Source organism: Pseudomonas sp. LBUM1674 (assembly GCF_059695635.1).
In genome coordinates, this window is record NZ_CP166779.1 from 5,936,335 (window position 1) to 5,953,704 (window position 17,370).

The 17,370-nt window shown below is 59.6% G+C and carries 18 protein-coding genes; 6 read left to right on the plus strand and 12 right to left on the minus strand.

Going from position 1 to position 17,370, the window contains the following annotated elements; translation table 11 throughout:
• Positions 1 to 29 precede the first annotated feature (29 nt).
• Positions 30 to 935: a LysR family transcriptional regulator gene (locus tag ACA067_RS27290; RefSeq protein WP_497459327.1), complete on the plus strand. Its 906-nt coding sequence runs from the start codon at positions 30 to 32 to the stop codon at positions 933 to 935.
• Positions 936 to 980: 45 nt separating this feature from the next.
• On the opposite strand, the gene msrA is transcribed toward ACA067_RS27290, so the two are convergent.
• Together msrA and msrB are read right to left on the minus strand one after the other, a co-directional pair.
• Positions 981 to 1,688, minus strand: a complete 708-nt coding sequence (msrA, locus tag ACA067_RS27295) for a peptide-methionine (S)-S-oxide reductase MsrA (protein ID WP_497459328.1) — start codon at positions 1,686 to 1,688, stop codon at positions 981 to 983.
• Between the two features lie 66 nt (positions 1,689 to 1,754).
• Positions 1,755 to 2,273, minus strand: a complete 519-nt coding sequence (gene msrB, locus ACA067_RS27300) for a peptide-methionine (R)-S-oxide reductase MsrB (RefSeq protein ID WP_497459329.1) — start codon at positions 2,271 to 2,273, stop codon at positions 1,755 to 1,757.
• Between the two features lie 151 nt (positions 2,274 to 2,424).
• Between msrB and ACA067_RS27305 the strand changes: the two genes are divergently transcribed.
• The 5 genes from ACA067_RS27305 (at position 2,425) to ACA067_RS27325 (ending at position 7,885) form a co-directional block, all read left to right on the plus strand.
• Positions 2,425 to 3,135 carry a response regulator transcription factor gene (locus ACA067_RS27305; protein ID WP_497459330.1) on the plus strand — a complete coding sequence of 237 codons (711 nt, stop codon included), beginning with the start codon at positions 2,425 to 2,427 and terminating at the stop codon, positions 3,133 to 3,135.
• A 5-nt stretch (positions 3,136 to 3,140) separates the two neighbouring features.
• The gene (locus ACA067_RS27310) at positions 3,141 to 4,661 is read left to right on the plus strand and encodes a sensor histidine kinase (RefSeq protein WP_497459331.1); all 1,521 of its coding nucleotides are present in this window, start codon (positions 3,141 to 3,143) and stop codon (positions 4,659 to 4,661) included.
• A 215-nt stretch (positions 4,662 to 4,876) separates the two neighbouring features.
• Entirely contained in the window at positions 4,877 to 5,377 is a 501-nt protein-coding gene (locus tag ACA067_RS27315; protein WP_497459332.1) for a hypothetical protein, read from the plus strand.
• A gap of 151 nt (positions 5,378 to 5,528) precedes the next feature.
• Entirely contained in the window at positions 5,529 to 6,233 is a 705-nt protein-coding gene (locus ACA067_RS27320; protein WP_497459333.1) for a hypothetical protein, read from the plus strand.
• A 221-nt stretch (positions 6,234 to 6,454) separates the two neighbouring features.
• Entirely contained in the window at positions 6,455 to 7,885 is a 1,431-nt protein-coding gene (locus ACA067_RS27325; RefSeq protein WP_497459334.1) for an aminotransferase-like domain-containing protein, read from the plus strand.
• 156 nt (positions 7,886 to 8,041) lie between these two features.
• Here ACA067_RS27325 and ACA067_RS27330 read toward each other — a convergent pair whose 3' ends face one another.
• From ACA067_RS27330 to ACA067_RS27375, 10 genes are all read right to left on the minus strand, one after another.
• On the minus strand, positions 8,042 to 8,842 hold the full coding sequence (locus ACA067_RS27330) for an N-acyl homoserine lactonase family protein (RefSeq protein ID WP_497459335.1): 801 nt from the start codon (positions 8,840 to 8,842) through the stop codon (positions 8,042 to 8,044).
• Positions 8,843 to 8,856: 14 nt separating this feature from the next.
• Positions 8,857 to 9,816 carry a diiron oxygenase gene (locus tag ACA067_RS27335; protein ID WP_497459336.1) on the minus strand — a complete coding sequence of 320 codons (960 nt, stop codon included), beginning with the start codon at positions 9,814 to 9,816 and terminating at the stop codon, positions 8,857 to 8,859.
• Between the two features lie 67 nt (positions 9,817 to 9,883).
• Positions 9,884 to 10,642 (minus strand): TauD/TfdA family dioxygenase, encoded by a 759-nt coding sequence (locus tag ACA067_RS27340; protein ID WP_497459337.1) that lies wholly within the window; start codon positions 10,640 to 10,642, stop codon positions 9,884 to 9,886.
• A gap of 21 nt (positions 10,643 to 10,663) precedes the next feature.
• Positions 10,664 to 11,536 carry a branched-chain amino acid aminotransferase gene (locus ACA067_RS27345; RefSeq protein WP_497459338.1) on the minus strand — a complete coding sequence of 291 codons (873 nt, stop codon included), beginning with the start codon at positions 11,534 to 11,536 and terminating at the stop codon, positions 10,664 to 10,666.
• Positions 11,537 to 11,560: 24 nt separating this feature from the next.
• Positions 11,561 to 12,901 carry a KamA family radical SAM protein gene (locus ACA067_RS27350; RefSeq protein WP_497459339.1) on the minus strand — a complete coding sequence of 447 codons (1,341 nt, stop codon included), beginning with the start codon at positions 12,899 to 12,901 and terminating at the stop codon, positions 11,561 to 11,563.
• Between the two features lie 31 nt (positions 12,902 to 12,932).
• Complete coding sequence (gene yfcF, locus ACA067_RS27355; protein ID WP_497462855.1) at positions 12,933 to 13,577, minus strand: glutathione transferase; 645 nt, start codon at positions 13,575 to 13,577, stop codon at positions 12,933 to 12,935.
• Positions 13,578 to 13,788: 211 nt separating this feature from the next.
• Positions 13,789 to 14,274 (minus strand): cupin domain-containing protein, encoded by a 486-nt coding sequence (locus ACA067_RS27360; protein WP_497459340.1) that lies wholly within the window; start codon positions 14,272 to 14,274, stop codon positions 13,789 to 13,791.
• A gap of 84 nt (positions 14,275 to 14,358) precedes the next feature.
• Complete coding sequence (locus tag ACA067_RS27365; protein WP_497459341.1) at positions 14,359 to 14,853, minus strand: RidA family protein; 495 nt, start codon at positions 14,851 to 14,853, stop codon at positions 14,359 to 14,361.
• Between the two features lie 49 nt (positions 14,854 to 14,902).
• Complete coding sequence (locus ACA067_RS27370) at positions 14,903 to 16,183, minus strand: ATP-grasp domain-containing protein (protein WP_497459342.1); 1,281 nt, start codon at positions 16,181 to 16,183, stop codon at positions 14,903 to 14,905.
• A 43-nt stretch (positions 16,184 to 16,226) separates the two neighbouring features.
• Positions 16,227 to 17,327, minus strand: coding sequence for an MFS transporter (locus ACA067_RS27375; RefSeq protein ID WP_497459343.1), 1,101 nt, complete (start codon positions 17,325 to 17,327; stop codon positions 16,227 to 16,229).
• Positions 17,328 to 17,370: the final 43 nt, after the last annotated feature.

Consider the following 17,370-nt stretch of genomic DNA (forward strand, 5'->3'; position numbering starts at 1 on the left):
CTTCAATCATCTTAAAGCTGGGCTTGATAATGGATTTATTCCAGGCAATGACCGTCTACGTAAAGGTGGTAGAGGCCGGCAGCATGACTGGCGCCGCTGCGCAGTGTGAAATGTCCACGACCATGGTCGGCAATCATCTGCGGGCACTGGAGCAACGCCTGGGTGTGCGCTTGCTCAACCGTACGACACGGCGCCAGCGTCTGACGGAGTTCGGCACGGCGTACTATCAGCGCTGCCTCGAAGTACTGGGGTTGGTGGCCGACTCCGAGCGTCTGGCCGAGCAGGCTCTCGACGAGCCGAGCGGTACCCTGCGCATTACCGCGCCGCTGACATTCGGCAGCGAGAAACTGGCGCCGGCCCTGAGCGAATTCACCTTGCTGTGTCCGCGGGTCAAACTGGACGTGGTCCTCACTAACCGGCGTCCGGACCTGCTCGAGAATGGTTTCGACGTGGCATTTCGCTTGGGCAACATGGAACAGACCAACCTGATCTCCCGTCCTCTGGTCGACTACCCCCTGACCATGTGCGCCTCACCGCAATACCTGGTGCGACGAGGCAACCCGCAAAGGCCTGAAGACCTGCAACACCACGACTGCCTGTCCTTCGCCTACCCGGCCGGAGATGACTGGCACTCGGTGGAAAAGGTGTGGCGGCTCATCGGGCCCGAAGGCGAAGTCGCTGTGGCGGTCAGTGGACCCATGCTGATCAACAGCTCCGCAGGCTTGCATCAAGCGGCACGAACCGGCATGGGTATCGTGCTGTTGCCCGATGCGTTGGTCGAACAAGACCTCAAGGATGGAAAGCTGATGGCCGTGATGCCGGACTACTTGCCACCGAGCCGGCCGATGAGCCTGATGTATGCCCAGGATCGCTACCGTTTGCCGAAATTGCGCAGTTTTGTCGACTTCGCCTTGCAGAGGTGGGGCAAGCGCTAGCCGGTCCGAAAGGCCTTTAACCCTGAGTACCATGCCTCTTTCGGCTCACATTTGCGCCTTCACCAACACCGGTTTTTCCTGATACCGATCCGGATACAGCCGCTTCAACTGCGCCACCTTCGGCAGGTCGTTGATCACGATGTAGGGATAGGTCGGGTGCTCGGTCAGAAAGTCCTGATGCTCCTCCTCCGCCGGGTAGAAACCGTTGAAGCTTTCCAGCTTGGTCACAATGGGCTTGTTGAACGAACGGGCGGCGTCGAGCTGGGCGATGTAGGCCTGAGCCACCCGCTGCTGTTCGCTGCTTTGCGGGAAAATCGCCGATCGGTACTGGGTTCCGGTGTCAGGCCCCTGACGATTGAGTTCGGTCGGGTTATGGGCCACCGAGAAGTAAATCTGCAGCAAGGTGCCATAGCTGACCTGAGTCGGATCGAAGGTCACTTCGACGGACTCCGCATGGCCGGTATCACCCTCGCTGACCCGCTCATATCGAGCCGTATCGGCTGTACCGCCAGCGTAGCCGGAGACGGCCTGCTTCACGCCTTTGACATGCTGGAACACACCCTGGACGCCCCAGAAGCAACCTCCGGCGAAGACCGCGGTTTCACTATGTGCCTGGGTGGTTTCGTCGAGGGCCGGAGGAGGAATGATAACCGCCTCTTCAGCGGCGCCGAAAGAGAACGCCGCACATTGACCGATAACGCCAGCGGCGGCCAGCCCCAACAGGGCGCGACGCCAAGTGAAGAAGATTTTCATGAGGCTGACTCCTGGGTGAATGGAAGGCCTTCCCGAGGGCAGGCTGCGCAGGCGGTTGAGAGAGGATCAGGCCACCTGTGGCTTGAAGGTCAGCGCCAGACCGTTCATGCAGTAACGCAGGCCGGTGGGTTTTGGTCCGTCATCGAAGACATGGCCCAGGTGACCACCACAGCGTCGACAGTGAACCTCTTCGCGCAGCACGCCGAAGGACCGGTCCTGACGAGTGCCAACAGCTTTGTCCAGCGGCGCCCAGAAGCTGGGCCAGCCGGTGCGGCTATCGAACTTGGTCGTGGAGGAGAACAGCGGGAGATCGCAGCCGGCGCAAGCAAAAACGCCGTCACGGTGCTCGTTGTTCAGCGGGCTGCTGTAGGCCCGTTCGGTGCCTTCTTCGCGCAGGATTTCGTACTGCTCGGCGCTAAGCATGGCGCGCCATTCGCTGTCGCTGTGGACCACCTCGAATACCTGCGCCGCGCTGGCATCACTGATGACTGCGAAGCTTGCGGCAAATTTTGGCAATACACCGATCACCAGGGCTGCCGCCCCCAGCCCGCCGCACGTTCCAAGAAACTGCCGCCGTGAAAACATGATCTTCTCCAATAAAGCCAGGTGCCTTACATGGAACACAGCGTAGGCTTGGTTTGATCGCCAAACCCTCACGGAGAGTTAAACAATTCGTGATAACTCCAGCCGAGGAAAACCCGCACAATGCGCTCATCGCGCCGAAGGATTGAGCTTGATGGAACCAACCAAACGCGTCCTCGTGGTCGAGGACGACCTGCCTATCGCCGACCTTATCTGCCTGCATCTGCGCGATGAGCAGTTCGAGGTGGTGCACTGCGCCGACGGCGACGAAGGCATGCGCCTGCTGCAGCAAGGAAGCTGGGATGCACTGATCCTCGACCTGATGCTGCCCGGTGTCGACGGCCTGGAAATCTGCCGCCGCGCCCGCGCCATGGCCCGTTACACACCGATCATCATCACCAGCGCGCGCGCAAGCGAGGTCCACCGTATTCTCGGGCTCGAACTCGGTGCCGACGACTATCTGGCCAAACCCTTTTCCATACTGGAGCTGGTGGCCCGGGTCAAAGCGCTGCTGCGACGGGTCGACGCCATGGCCCGCAACCTGAAGATGGACGCCGGCAGCCTGATCATGGACGGCCTCGCCATCGACCCGATCACCCGCGAGGTGTCCATTGACGGCCGCCGCCTCGACCTCACGCCCCGGGAGTTCGACCTGTTGTATTTTTTCGCCCGCCAGCCCGGCAAAGTGTTCTCGCGCATGGATCTGCTCAATGCCGTGTGGGGTTACAGCCACGAAGGCTACGAGCACACGGTCAACACGCACATCAACCGCCTGCGGGCGAAAATCGAGGCCGATCCCGCACAACCGACGCGAATCCTCACGGTATGGGGTCGTGGCTATAAGTTCGCGGCGAAGGAGTCATAGCGCTCATGAGGCTGCCCCTGACGCAACGCCTGTCCCTGGTCTTCGCCGTGCTGTTGCTGGTGTGCTGCGGGACTTCGGCGTGGATGCAGGTGCGCTCCAGCCAGATGCATGAACTGGAAGTGGTGCAAGGGCTGTCACGCAATCTGGCGCAGCATATTGCCCACGACACGGTACTGATGGATGCCAATGGCCTGATGCCCGATGCCGTGCGCGAGCTGTTCAGCAAGCTGATGCAAGTCAACCCCAGCGTCGAGGTCTATCTGCTGGACACCGAAGGCGCGATTGTCGGCAGCGCGGCCCCCGAGGGGCGGATACGCCGCCAGCGGGTTGACCTGGCGCCGATCCAGCGTCTGCTCAACGGTGATGCCCTGCCGATTCTTGGCGACGACCCGCGCAGCGCCGATGGCCGCAAGGTGTTCAGCGCCGCGCCGTTGCAGGTCAACGGCAAACCGGCAGGCTACCTGTATGTCGTGTTGCTCAGCGAAGAGCGCGACCGCCTCGCCGAACGCGGCGCCACCAGCGCAGCGCTCAATACCGCCCTGTTGTCTATCGGGCTGGTCGCCTTGTTGTGCCTGATTGCCGGCCTCACGGCCTTTGCCCTGATTACCCGGCCGTTGCGCCGCTTAACCGAAAACGTCAGTGAATTCGATATCGACGGCGTACCGGTGCCGCCACCAGCCCCGGCGCCGATAGAAAAAGTCGCCAGTCACGATGAAATCGCGGTCCTCGACGCCGCCTTCCGGCAGATGCAAGCACGCCTCAGTGAACAATGGCGCTCGCTGACTCGCCAGGATCAGGAACGCCGAGAACTGGTGGCTAACATTTCCCACGATCTGCGCACCCCTTTGGCCTCGCTGCACGGTTACCTGGAAACCCTGTCGCTCAAGGATGCCACCTTGTCCCCCGCCGACCGTCGCCGCTACCTGGGCATCGCCCTGGATCAAAGCCGCAAGGTCGGTGGCCTGGCGCAATCGCTGCTGGAGCTGGTGCGCCTGGAGCACGGTTTCGTGCAACCGGTGCTGGAGCGCTTCTCCCTGACCGATCTGGTGCAGGACATCTTTCAGAAATTCGAACTGACGGCCGAGGCGCGCCAGGTCGAACTGAAAGCCAGCTTCGCCGCCAACGTTTCGGCCGCCTGCGCCGACCTGGGATTGATCGAAAGAGTGCTCACCAACCTGTTCGACAATGCGCTGCGCCATACTCCGCAAGGTGGAGAAATCGAACTCAGCCTGCGTCCCCTGGGGCCTTTTGTCGAAGTCACCATCAGCGATACCGGCCCCGGTATCGCGCCTGAACTGCGCGATGTCCTGTTCCTGCGCCCGTTCAACATTGGTGGGGCGCGACGCGATGGCGGGCTCGGGCTGCGCATCGTCCATCGGATCCTGCAATTGCACGGTCGCGAAATCCAGCTGATCGATATACCCGCACGCGGCGCGAGCTTTCGTTTTTCGCTGGCGGTGGATGAACAAACCGCGTCCGCGATGGCGGTGCGCTCAATGAACCTGAACACACCGGGACAAGCGTGAGGGATTGTCGCCTGCATCGCCGGTGATTTGTATTCACGCGGACCTCATAATCAAACAGATAGCTCGTCGAACTGCCAATTTTGACAGTGTCACGCCCCTGAAAACCGCAATAATTACCAACCCTGAAAACAGCATCATGAAGGCTTACTTTTTGTGCCGTTCGCACCGAAAAAGCGAGTATTGTCCCCCGCATGCTCTTCAGCACGGACGCGGCAATGCTAATCACCCTGCAAAACACCCCGTTGTGGGTTTATGCAATCTTTTTGCTGCTCTGCTACTTCGGCATCAAAACCCTCTCCCCAACCCGCGAAAGTAAAACCTCGTTATTGGTCACTCCGCCGATTTTGCTCGGCTGGTCCCTGTATTCGCTGAACCTGTCGCTCCATCCATCATTAACGGTAGGCTTCTGGTTGGTCGCCGTAATGGTGGGCAGCGCCACCGCGCTGGTGATTTTTTCACGCAAGGGTGTCGCGTTGGATGACACGGGAACGGGGTTGATCCTGCCGGGTACGATCAAAACCCTGGCGCTCTATCTGCTGTTCTTTGCGGTTAACTATTACTTTGGCTACGAGACCGAGGTTCACCCGCAACAATCGAAGACGCTGCCAGTCATGCTGCTCAAGGCGTGTGCGTCAGGGGTTGCCAGCGGATTGTTCTGCGGACGTTCGATCAGGTTTTACCAGATTTTCCGCTCCCTGAAGACCGCCCCCCCGTAGGAGCTGGCTTGTCGGATCCTACAGAGGGGCGCTGTCAGGTGTTTTGTCCGACACCCGTGACAACGCAGCACAGGTCCAATAGATTAGGCGGCCTGAAAAGGCCCCGTGCTTTCTCGCCCCAACCCAAGCTAAAAGAAGTAGTGAAATTTCAATGTCCGATTCCAACACCGCTGAATCCGTAGTCACCTTGTCGTCCAAAGCGGAATACGAAAACTCCATCAATCTTTCACAGCATGTGCCCCAGGCCAAGACCATCAGCGAGATGGTTCTGGATGCTTTCCAGTCCACCCGGGAAAGCGACCAGATCCGCGAGCTGCGTGCCGCGATTCGCCAGGCTCACGACCGCTTCGACGACGACACCGCCTACGAACTGATGGGTGAACTCAAGCAACTCAAGGATGCCGAAGCGGCCGATATCGCGGCCCTGGAAGACCTCGGCAGCAAATTCCCGATCAGCCGGATTCTCTCCAGCTTCAAGGACGATCCGGCTTTTCAGGAAATCGTCTACGGTCTGGCGCTGAAGGTGCTGAACCAGACTCACCAGGCCATCAGTAACCCTACCAGTAGCAAGAGCAAAGCGGCCCGCGCCAAGAAAGAAGCCGAAGTATTCACCATCAGCAAGGATGGTGTGAGCGTCACGTTGCCGCTGCGCACTCCGCGTTCGCGTCTGAACGTAGACCGTAAAGCCCTGGAGTTCCTGGGCCTGACCTTCGTCGGCGAAGGCGATGAAGCGGAGCTGGAAAGCGAGACCTTCCTGGATAATGCCGGGACCGAACAAGCGGTCAGCCGTAAAAACATCATCACCGCGCTGCAGCAGCAGACCGCGTTCGATGGCTACAGCATCACCGCACAGTAACAACTCCCGCCAGCGACGCTTCAGCCGCCACTGACCCAAGAGCCCCGCCCTAGAGCGGGGCTTTTTATTGCCCGCGACTCCCGCAAAACCACGATTACTCTCTCAGTATCGACACCAGAAAGAACACTTCCCTTAACCCTTGAGCACCACGGGTCCGTCTGCGGGGAGCGTCAACTCACTTTCCAGCCCAAGACTTCAGTGGTGCGATTGCTGAGGTCATCATGCACACGCCCCCCTTGTACCGTCAGTTAGCCAACCACTATCTCGATGCGATTCGCAGCGGCACCTTGAAAACCGGGGAACGATTTCCCTCCATTCGGCTGATGATGGAAAAACACGCCGTCAGCCTGTCGACCGCCGTGCAGGTGTGCCGGGAGCTCGAGGACTGTGGAGTGCTGGAAGCCCGCCCGCGATCCGGCAACTACATCCGTCAGCCTGATACCTTGCCCAAACCAGGCGCCATCCTCCCTCCCCCGCCCCCCGACACCGGTGTTTATGTCGGCATTCACGAACAGGTGTCGCTGGTACTCAAGGCCAGTCAGAGGGCGACGATCAAGGTCAATTTCGCCAGTGCCTATTGCGCGCCGGAACTCTATCCGCTAAAGACGTTGCAGGACCATATGATCAAGGCGCTGCGCCAGGATCAGCATTTGCTCGGCGCGGCAGGGTCGACCTGCGGTCACAGCGCATTGCGTAACATCCTTGCCCGTCGGGCGCTGACCGCCAAGGCCAACCTGCCCGCGGAGCGGATTGTCATCACCAACGGTGCGACCGAAGCGATCAACCTGGCCTTGCGCGCGGTGACCCAACCCGGCGACACCGTGGCCGTGGAATCGCCGACCTTTTACGGCCTGCTGCAAATTCTCGAAAGCTTGAACCTGCGGGTGCTGGAAGTCCCGGCGACGGCGCATGCGGGGATCAATCTGCTGGCCCTCGAACAACTGTTGCAAGGTGCCGAGCGAATTCAGGCGCTGATCGTCATCCCCAACCTGCAAAATCCGTTGGGCAGCATCATGCCCGACGCCAATAAGTCGCGGTTGGTGCAGCTGTGTGCGCAGCACAATACGGTGCTGATCGAAGACGACACCTATGGCGACCTGGTGGATACCGAACAGCCGTTGTCCACGCTCAAACACTGGGACCGTACCGACAACGTGATCTATTGCGCGTCGCTGAACAAAACCCTGGCACCGGGCATGCGCCTGGGCTGGATCAGTGCGGGGAAATGGCACGAGCGCGTGGAAATGCTCAAGCACATCCAGTCCCGTGGTTGCGAAGCGCTGTCGCAACTGGCGGTCAGTGCTTTCATGAGGACCCCATCCTACGAACGTTACCTGCGCCGGTTAAGGAAAATCCTCACGCTGCAACGTCAGCAGATGAGCACGGCGATCAGCCGCTACTTTCCCCCAGGTACCTGCGTCACCAGCCCTCAGGGCGGTACGCTGTTGTGGGTGGAACTGCCTCGCCATTATTCGTCCATGGCGTTTTTTCATGAAGCGTTGAAGGCCGGGATCCAGATTTCACCTGGGGATATCTTTTCCAATACCAAACGCTTCGATCACTTTGTGCGCATTGGTTGCGGCGCGCCCTATTCACCAAAGATCGACGAAGCACTGGTGACCCTCGGTCAACTACTGAAAAACCAGGGCTAAGCAATTCCTGTGGGAGCGTGGCTTGCCCGCGATGGCGGAGTATCAGACACATTAGTGCTGGATGTGCTGAGGTCATCGCGGGCAAGCCACGCTCCCACAGGGGATTGTCAGTGAACAAAAATCGGTGTGCGACCGACCCCCCACCGGGGGAAGTCGTCAAGCCGGGTTTTGGTGCAGGCAGATGATGTGCGGATCGTCATTCCAGTGCGGGAAACGTTCAGCGATCAGAGGATCGTGGCCGGGAATGACGTGGTCTTCGCTGTCGGCCAGACGATCGGTTTCGATGAACGCTTCCAGCGTCTGTGCCAGATCATCCAGAATCGGAAACGGACTGCGCTGGCGAATATTGGCCCACAGATGCGCAGCATCCGAAGCCAGGACAATCCACCCCCTTGCCGTATTCACCCGAACCACCTGGCTACCCGGCGTATGCCCCCCCACCGGGTGCAATGTCACACCTGGAAGCACCTCGACCGTGCCGTTATGCAAGCGCATCCGCCCTTCGAACAGCGGCGGCAGCGCCGACATCACATCATCGACCTCGTAGGTTTTATTCACCGTGCGATGGGCCATTTTCGGCCCGGTACAGAAGCGTAACTCCGCCTCCTGCAAATGTACCGTCGCCTTCGGAAACAGCCCGAGGTTACCGGCGTGGTCCCAGTGCAAATGGGTGAGAATCAGGTTGTCCACTTGCGCCGGATCAATGTCCAGCTGGCGCAGGGATTCTTCCGGCAGGCGGTACATCTGACGGTTGCGCCGATCCGCCGTGGCCGGTTGAAAACAAGTGTCGACCACGATCACCTGCTGCTCGTTACGAATGACCCAGAAGTAGTAATCCAATGGCATGGATGCATCGGGATCGCCGCAGCAGGCATCGTAGAGAAAATTCTCCCGGGCGGTGCGCTGGGCATTGGCGCCGACACGGATGGCGAACACTTCGTACACAGGAACGGACATATTCACCTCCTGATTCAAGCCGCTACCGTGGCGTTGAGGGTCGGACGAAAGTCGAAATCGATCTCGTCGCTGATGCCCAGATCCTGGGCCAGCCGATGCAGGCCGCTGTAGTCACGCATGATCGTGGCGTTCTTGTTGCTCTCCCGGGTGTCGGCAATGATCAGCGCGGCGTCCTCGACCCCGAGCTGCGTCAGAATTGCCTCCCACATCGAGTAGTCCTGAGCGACAAAGGCACTCAGCGCTACCGACAAGGTCTGTGCGAAAAACGTCCGCTGAGTCGGCTGCATGTTGGCGTACATGACCTTCGCCACTTCGGCGAGAATCTTGCTGTGGGCATACTCGTCGCGATTATGCAGTTCGGCCACCCGACGGTTTTGCGGCTGAATGCTCTGATCATCGGCCAGCAGATCCAGGTAGGCGTTGACGCTGATCTCGGCCACCACCGCAAATGTGATGGCCGCCAGATCCCGCTGCCATTGCTCGGACAGCTCTTCATGCAGGGCAAGCAGGCGCAGGTAGGTCACCGACGGCGGCAACTCCAGATCCTGATCGAGTGCGCGTTCCTCCCGGGTTCGCTCAATGGCCCGCAGGTGCATGAGCGTGTGGTAGTGCTCGTCGATCAGGGTCTGCTGCATCGCCTCGCGAAAATGCCAGTCATTCTTGCCCAGGTACTGATTGGCGATGACGCTCAGCGCCGGATTCACCACATGTTCTTCGGCGGTCACCGTGCGCAGGTTGTAGCCGATCCAGCCCCAGGTCACCACCGTGCTCTTGAGCTCGTCGCTCAGGGCCTGGAATTTCGGGTGATGGAAAAACGGCACCATGGACTCCGGATAATCCGGGCGTGTCGGATCGAACGCTTCGCGGGGCTCGGCCTTGTCCGGTGCACACACCGTGGCTCTTTTGGTCCAGGCCTGATTGAGCCGCACGACCAGTTGGTGATCGACCTTGGCGATCTCGATTGCTGTTTGCATGACGCGATACCTGTAGGACGCGTACCCACCAAGGGGTACGCCAAAGGAATAATGGGCGACGGATGAATCAGGCCAGCCAATAGCGGGTCAGGTGGCGCGCCGGGTCAGTGTATCGACTGCGGGCGTGGACCATTCGCCAGTTGTCCCAAATCAGCATGCACCCGTCGGGAATCAGCACCGGGGTGTTGTGCTGCACGAAATACGCTTCGCCCAGCACCGCAAACCTGGCCAGCGGCGAGTTGCTGTTTGCGACCTGTGAATGGAGTAGATTTTCCTTGGAAGGATTCACATCGCCGTAGTGAAACTGGTTGTAGCTGAAGCGGAAAATATCCCCTTCCTCTGTAGGCGTCAGGATGTATTCCTTGACCCGGTGTTGCGCCGCTTCACCGGGTTTGGCGGTGGCAACAAACTCCACCGCAGTGTCGTCGATCCATTCACGCAGCTCGGGTTCGGTGCGCCCGAGGAACGCCAGGAATTCATAACCGTCCACCAGCCCCGTATGCCCGCCACCGCACGTGGCCTGTCGATGACAGTGCAATGCCAGGTAGCGCGGCGGCGGTCCATAGACCGGCGCTTCGGTGTGCGGGCCGATGCCGTTCATGCTCTGGGAATACGGCAAGTCTTCGTACCCCGGCTTGCGGGTGATGGCGAAGGCGGTCTGGCCATTGAATTGCGGAATGACCGGGCCGAACTCATGCAGCGTGCCGAGCACATCGTAGGCGAATTCGCCCGGCGTCAGCACCGTCCAGCCGCGCGCCGACAACTCCGCATGACGGTGGCCCAGTGAAACGTAGGGTGTAGACGCAACAATCCCTTGATCTGACATGGTGAAGTTCCTGGCTGTTTATCAGGCGTTGACGGTTGAGGTGTAAGCGGCAATGAATTCGCGGCAGGCGTGGCCCGGTCGATAGCGCTGCTGATCGATGCTCTGCACCGGGGTGATTTCGGCGGCAGTGCCGGTGAGAAAACACTCGTCGAAGTCGCCAAGCTCCGTAGGAAGAATGGTGCGTTCGAGCACCTGGTAATCCAGGGTCTTGGCCAGTTCGATGACGGTCTGGCGGGTGATGCCGTTGAGGAAGCAGTCCGGCAGCGGGGTGTGCAATATCCGGTCTTTGACGAAGAACACATTGGCGCTGGTGGCTTCGGCGACGTGGCCCCGCCAGTCGAGCATCAGGGCATCGTGATAGCCGTGGTTTTCCGCGTCGTGCTTGCTCAGTGTGGCGATCTGGTAATGCCCGGACGCCTTGGCTTCGAAGGGGCTGCAACTCGGAGGCGGACGACGCCACTCGGCGGTCTTCAAGCGAATGCCGGCCATGTGCCCGGCCGGGTCGAAATAGCTCGGCCACTGCCAGCAGGCAATCGCCACATGCACGCGATTGAAGCGCGCCGAGGTGGCAATCATTTCGCTGCCGCGCCACGCCACCGGGCGCAGATAGCCCTCGACCACGCTGTTGCGTTGCAGCAGTTCGACACTGGCCGCTTCCAGTTCGGCCAGCTCATAGGGAATGGCAAAATCCATCAATCGGGCCGAGCGATACAGGCGCTCGCTGTGTTCACGCAGTTTGAAGATCTTGCCGTTGTAGACGCGTTCCCCTTCATAAACGGTGCTGGCGTAATGCAGACCGTGGGTCAGTACATGCAGCCGCGCCTGGGACCACTCGACGAACTCGCCGTCGAGCCAGATAAACCCTTCTCGCTGATCAAACGGGATACCGCTCATATCCATATCTCCTGAAGAATCGTCCTACGCTGTCTCGAGCAGGACCGGTATCAATTCGGGCACTGCCACAGGCTCGGGCTGAAAGAAGAACAGGCGCTCGCCAAACGCCGGCCTCAATTCGTCGAACCAGGTCGCCTGCGGATCGAATCGCGCATAGAAGGTGCGCAATACCCATTGCGGATTGCGGGCCTGGAGGAACTGCAGTACGAAGACCTTTTCCCCGGCCACGGTCTCGATGCCGTTGATCAACACCTTGCCGTAGAAGGTGCTCATGGACGGCCCGCGCACCGTGCGTGCCAGCCCGGACACCGTGCGATAGGCCGCCTGGAAAATCTCGAACGCCCGGGCCAGCGGCATTGCGAAGTAATGGCTGGGCCCGGTATCACGCTCGACGAACATGTAATACGGCACCGCGCCAAGCCGCACGCCTTCGGTCCACAGCGCCGCCCAGTCGGCGGGATTTTCGTTGATGTGCCGAATCACTGGCGCCTGCATGCGCAGGGTGGCCCCGGTGGAGCGAATGCGTTCGATGGCCTGGCGGGCGATGTCCTGGCGGATCTCCACCGGGTGGTTGTAATGCCCCATGATCGACAGGTTTTTTCCCGACGCGACGATCCGTTTGAACAGCTCGAGCAGCTCGGGCGCATCCTTGTCGCTGACAAAGCGTTGCGGCCAATAAGCCACGGACTTGGTGCCGATGCGGATGCTTTTAAGGTCGGGCAATTCCAGCAACGGCTCGATGTAACCGGCTAGCGAGCGGGTGTTCATGATCATCGGATCGCCGCCGGTGATCAGCACATCGGTGACCTCGGTGTGTACCCGCAGGTAACTCACCAGTTCCTGGGATTCACGCGCATTGAACTTGAGCTCTTCCTCGCCGATGAACTGCGCCCAGCGGAAACAGAAGGTGCAATAGGCGTGACAGGTCTGACCGGCACCGGGGAAAAACAGCACTGTTTCGCGGTATTTGTGCTGAATGCCCGGAAGGACTTTTCCGTCGAGGGTGACGCCGTTGTGCGTCAGTTGCCCGGCCGGATGGGGGTTCATGCGTAGCCAGATTGCCTCTATCCGATGTTTGATGGCGACGGCGTCATCCCGCTCGATCAGCTGTTTGAGCGACTCGTACTCATCCGGCAACAACATGTCCCTGTGGGGAAAGGTCATGCGAAAAATCGGATCGTCCGGAATGTTGTCCCAGTCGATCAGCGTACCCAGGACGTATTCATTGGTGCGAAACGGCATGACCCGGGCCACGACCGTCATGGCTTCCTGCAACGCTGGCGTCAGTTTCTGCCAGTACGTCGTATCGCGAATGGTGCGTGAGTTATAGGGTTTGTATCTTTCCTGCTCCGACATTCCCTGCATGGCAGCGCTCCTGGTGATTGCCTGGCGGTTGTTACTGGAAGGCCGGCGCTGCGCGCTCTATGTCCATCCACGCCCGAACGCTGTCACGATCCCACTGGCGGCGGACGTAAGCGGCGAGTCGGGCGGGAACCTGGTCACCATTGGCGAGCAGTCGGTTGAGCATGATTGCCAGGTCGGTGTCGGCAATGCTCCAGTCACCGAACAGATGATCAGTGCCCTCCTCCAGCAACTGTTCGGCGACAAAGAACAATCTGCCGACGGCCGTCAGGGCCTCGTCCGACAGCGGGCTATCTTTCTTGCCGAAGTAAATGAGGTCCGCCGGGCGCTCTTTGCGAATCACCAACAAATCACTGCGCAACCAGGTCTGCAGTTGACGGGCGCGGGCGCGCTGCTTGATATCCAACGGGAATAGTTTTTTATGCCCTGGCGCTATTTCCTCCAGGTATTCGGCGATGGCCGAAGATTCCGACAATGCAAAACCTTCGTGAACTAGCGTGGGGATTTTGCAAGTCAGCGACACATCACGATAACTGGCCTGATAGTTCTCTCGCGCTTTTAAATCCAGCGTAACCATTTCAAATGAAAGTTGCTTTTCCTTCAGCGCCACAAAAGCCGACATCGCAAACGCACTGACGAAATCTGCACCGACATACAGTTTCAGCTTCGTACTTTCCATAGAACGCTCCCTTGCATTAACCACATTAATCCTTTGCATGGGGAGCGATCGTAGTAAGTTGATTAACCGCTGAACAGATACAGAAAATATCTGTTTCCATCGATACAGAAAGTGCGAAAACGCCAATCGTCAGGCGGATTCGGGAGCGGTCGGCAGAAATGAAAAAGGGAGTCAGCGAACGCGGACTCCCTGGTGTGCAACGAAGGGGAAATTACGGCTGGAGGGTGATCAGGCCGTGGCTGTCGGCAAAATTGGCGAGCAGCGCCATTTGCGGCATGTTGCTCATGTTCAGCATGGCCAGCGGCTCTAGGGCGCTGGTGTTGACGAAACCGTGCGTGGTCCAGGCCGGCACCAGTAACACGTCGCCTGTGCTGACGCTCACTTCATCGGCATCGCCCAACGTCAACGCACCGCTGCCGGACTGAATGATGAACAGGTGCCACCACGAATGAGCGTGTCCGTTCAGCACAGCACCCGGTATCAGCCACTGCATGGCGATCCCCATGCCGGGCGTTACCTCACAACCTTCGATGCTCTTGTCGTGGGCCAAGGCCACGATATCGACGCCACTGGCTTCGAGGGTCTGACGCATCTGCGCAAGTTCAGCCCCCTTCCACACTCGTGCACTTACCGATTGGTGGTGCAAACTCTGGCGAAAATCCTTATATGAAAAAAACGCACCTTGAACATTATTCATCCGGGAATTCCAACTTATTCTGCTGACTTATAGAGCCGAACCTTAGGTGAACAATCAGGCACTGTAAAGCCGGACAATTAACACTTATAACACCGAAGGCCGCAACGCCGCGATCATATCCACTTCAATGGCGGCATTTTTCGGCAGCTGATAAACGCCAATGGTCGTTCGAGTATGTTTACCGGCATCTCCCAGCACATGACTGAATACATCCGATGCACCGTTGGCCACTTCGCTCAGATCAACAAAGTCCGCTGTGGATTTCACATAGACCGTGACCCGTATCAGCGATTTTATTTTATCCAGCGAGCCGATGGCATCCACGATCAGCGCCAACCCGCGCATCGCGCTGATACTGGCTGCCGATTGAGCATCCGTAAGGCTGAGTTCCAGCCCGACTCGGCCGGGATACTGAATTTTGCCGTTCATGCGCGGCACCAGGCCACTGATATACAGTTCATCGTGATGCCGAACCAGCGGGGCGTAATGGCCGCCCGCTGTATTTTCGCCGTAGATGTCATAGCCCAGTTCTTTCGCCAGGTCGATGAACCGCTCATCACAGCTCTTTTGCTCAATCATTTACCCAATCCTCTTAATCAATAATGCAAATAACGTGGCGTCCGGCGGCTCAGCCCACGGCTCTCACCGGCGCTGCCAGGCAGGTGACCTCGACGCGTGACTCGATCGCCTCTGCCAGGCGCAGCAGGTTGTCGCTGAGCTGCCCGTAGTCCTCGCTGAATAAAACGATGTGGCCGATGAACGAGGTGTTGTCTGTCACCAGCGCGGTGACCGAATCACTGAGGCGCTTGGCGTACACCGCTTCCACCAGTTCGATGTTCAGTTCCCGGGCCAGGGACCCGATGTCCGGCACGTAGCGCAAAAGACCGCCGGTCGGTGCCCGCAGCAGGCGAATCCCGCAATAACCCCGGGCGACGGGGTCGTGATGGACGGTTTTGCCCTCCACCGCCCATCTGACCCAGCGCTCCCACGGATCAAAATCGACGAACGCCAGACGGGCGAGGTCCCAGATGTGCATGCCACCGGGGCGCATGTTGGTTTCCACCGCCGAGGTGAAGCCGTCGCGGCGCAGGAAAATCTCGTTGTGATAAGCGCCGTTATCCAGCGACACCAATCCGGACATGTGTCGGCCGGCAGCCGCCAGTCGAGCCTGCACGTCTGCCGCCAGCGGCGCGGGCACCACTTGCTGGATTTCCGCGCGATAGGCGCCTTCGGTGGTGGTTTTTTCGGTGACCCAGGTGCTGCCGGCAACGTAGTCCCAGCTGTATTCCCGGGCGTTCTGGATCAACTCTTCAAGGACGATGCCACCTTCGCGGTACGGCTTGAGCGCCAGCCACGCCTCGTCGCATTCGGACGGATGATGGATAACCCGGCAGCCTCTGCTCGCGCCTTCGCAGGCAGGTTTTATGAAGGCTCTGCCACCGAGCTCGACAACCCGCTGACGCAACTCGGCCAGGCTCTCGATGCGCGCGGAAAACACCGGACGGTAATCGTCCGGCGCAGTGTCGGCGGCCGCTTCCAGCTTGCGAAAAATCTGTTTATCCAGGCCCGCCCGCGCCTCGCCCGGGGTGATGCCGGGCAGGCCGAAATGGTTGGCCAGCGCAGCGCCGAGCAGCACGCCACGGTCGGAAAAGGGCAGCACGCCGATCAGCTTCCAGCGATCGGCATTCAGGCAATCCGCCACCAGTTCGAGGGAGCTCGCAACGTCTTCCGGCGCCAGTGAAGTGCTGCAGACGTGATCCGCCACCTGGTCGTCATCGGCTTGAATCTTCTCGACCAGCAGAATGAGTCGGGCGTTGTAGAGTTTTCTGCAGAGGTCGCGCAGCTTCTGGATATCGTGAACCCGATTGCCGTTGTACCCGACCACTACTACGCATGACGTCGTATTCATGAAACACCCGACCTGTGAAGTAAAAAACAAAAAACGCGATGACTCAGTCGTGTAGCGACGCGTTGGATTTACGGTTGAGCCAGTACCAGGCCAGAATCCCGCCCGCGCCGATGGCAGCCAGCACCAGGGCGTTATAGGGCGGCGGCGCGACCCGCATGATCATCACCGTCAGCCCGGCACCGACGCCAAGGGACACTTCCTTGACGAACATGTTGTTCTGCTTGACCGAGAAGTAATCGAGGTAGCTGAACGCGCATTCGGCGACAGACAGCAGCGCCACCCAGATCAGCGCGCCGACCAGGGTTTCGACATGGAAAGCGGCCGGAGACGAGAGCACTGCGAAGCCGCCAATGATGATTCCGATCACCGCGACCACCTTGAAGCGCCCGGTGCGTTCGATCAGCTTCATCACTGGCACTTGGGCGAATACCACCACGGCGCTGTTGAGGATCAGCATCAAGCCATACCAGGCAGGTAGCTCACCGGTCTTGAGCAGGATCGCCTGGGGCAGAATCGAGAACACGCCAAACAGCTTGATCCCCATGATGATGCCGGCGATCACCCACGGCAGTTTGTTGCGCCAGCCGCTGCCGTCCCGGGTGGCCGGGCGGGCAACCACCGGTTGCGTGGTGAAGGTGGCGCCCATGGCGATGGGCAGGCACAGCAGGACGAAACTGGCGGCGCCGAGGAAAAACATTGTTGGGGTCAGCAGCGGCGAAAGCAGGATCAACCCCGCCACCAGGCTGCCCATGTTCATGGCGACCCGGTTGTAGGCCGCGCCTTCCTTGGTCTGGGCCGCTTCGCTCTTGATCAGGTAACCGGCAATCGCAATGCCATAAGCAAACAGCGCGGCGGCAAACATCACCATGCCCTGGTTGCTGGTGACCGCGAGCAGCACCAGACCGAGGGCTGCGCACAACAGCGTGACGCTCAGGGAACGGCGGCCCAGCACCAGTAAAGTCAGCGGCAGGAGCAACAACAAGGCCCGATACCCGAGGGCGAGGATGCTGTTGGTGGCGGTATCGAGCCAGACGTTGGCCTTGCCCAGCACCGCGAACAGCGACACGGCGGTAATGATTCGAATAGTGAACAGGCGAACGTTAATCACCGGTTTGGCCAGGGCGACCGTTGTTTCGACACTCATGCAGCACCTCTGGAACCCAGCGATTGCCAGGGCCACAGGCGCC

Excerpts from the sequence above, each read along its gene's own strand:
- ACA067_RS27290 (WP_497459327.1), top strand. The coding sequence starts at position 30 with ATGGATTTATTCCAGGCAATGACCGTCTACGTAAAGGTGGTAGAGGCC.
- msrA (WP_497459328.1), bottom strand. The coding sequence starts at position 1,688 with ATGAAAATCTTCTTCACTTGGCGTCGCGCCCTGTTGGGGCTGGCCGCC.
- msrB (WP_497459329.1), bottom strand. The coding sequence starts at position 2,273 with ATGTTTTCACGGCGGCAGTTTCTTGGAACGTGCGGCGGGCTGGGGGCG.
- ACA067_RS27305 (WP_497459330.1), top strand. The coding sequence starts at position 2,425 with ATGGAACCAACCAAACGCGTCCTCGTGGTCGAGGACGACCTGCCTATC.
- ACA067_RS27310 (WP_497459331.1), top strand. The coding sequence starts at position 3,141 with ATGAGGCTGCCCCTGACGCAACGCCTGTCCCTGGTCTTCGCCGTGCTG.
- ACA067_RS27315 (WP_497459332.1), top strand. The coding sequence starts at position 4,877 with ATGCTAATCACCCTGCAAAACACCCCGTTGTGGGTTTATGCAATCTTT.
- ACA067_RS27320 (WP_497459333.1), top strand. The coding sequence starts at position 5,529 with ATGTCCGATTCCAACACCGCTGAATCCGTAGTCACCTTGTCGTCCAAA.
- ACA067_RS27325 (WP_497459334.1), top strand. The coding sequence starts at position 6,455 with ATGCACACGCCCCCCTTGTACCGTCAGTTAGCCAACCACTATCTCGAT.
- ACA067_RS27330 (WP_497459335.1), bottom strand. The coding sequence starts at position 8,842 with ATGTCCGTTCCTGTGTACGAAGTGTTCGCCATCCGTGTCGGCGCCAAT.
- ACA067_RS27335 (WP_497459336.1), bottom strand. The coding sequence starts at position 9,816 with ATGCAAACAGCAATCGAGATCGCCAAGGTCGATCACCAACTGGTCGTG.
- ACA067_RS27340 (WP_497459337.1), bottom strand. The coding sequence starts at position 10,642 with ATGTCAGATCAAGGGATTGTTGCGTCTACACCCTACGTTTCACTGGGC.
- ACA067_RS27345 (WP_497459338.1), bottom strand. The coding sequence starts at position 11,536 with ATGAGCGGTATCCCGTTTGATCAGCGAGAAGGGTTTATCTGGCTCGAC.
- ACA067_RS27350 (WP_497459339.1), bottom strand. The coding sequence starts at position 12,901 with ATGCAGGGAATGTCGGAGCAGGAAAGATACAAACCCTATAACTCACGC.
- yfcF (WP_497462855.1), bottom strand. The coding sequence starts at position 13,577 with ATGGAAAGTACGAAGCTGAAACTGTATGTCGGTGCAGATTTCGTCAGT.
- ACA067_RS27360 (WP_497459340.1), bottom strand. The coding sequence starts at position 14,274 with ATGAATAATGTTCAAGGTGCGTTTTTTTCATATAAGGATTTTCGCCAG.
- ACA067_RS27365 (WP_497459341.1), bottom strand. The coding sequence starts at position 14,853 with ATGATTGAGCAAAAGAGCTGTGATGAGCGGTTCATCGACCTGGCGAAA.
- ACA067_RS27370 (WP_497459342.1), bottom strand. The coding sequence starts at position 16,183 with ATGAATACGACGTCATGCGTAGTAGTGGTCGGGTACAACGGCAATCGG.
- ACA067_RS27375 (WP_497459343.1), bottom strand. The coding sequence starts at position 17,327 with ATGAGTGTCGAAACAACGGTCGCCCTGGCCAAACCGGTGATTAACGTT.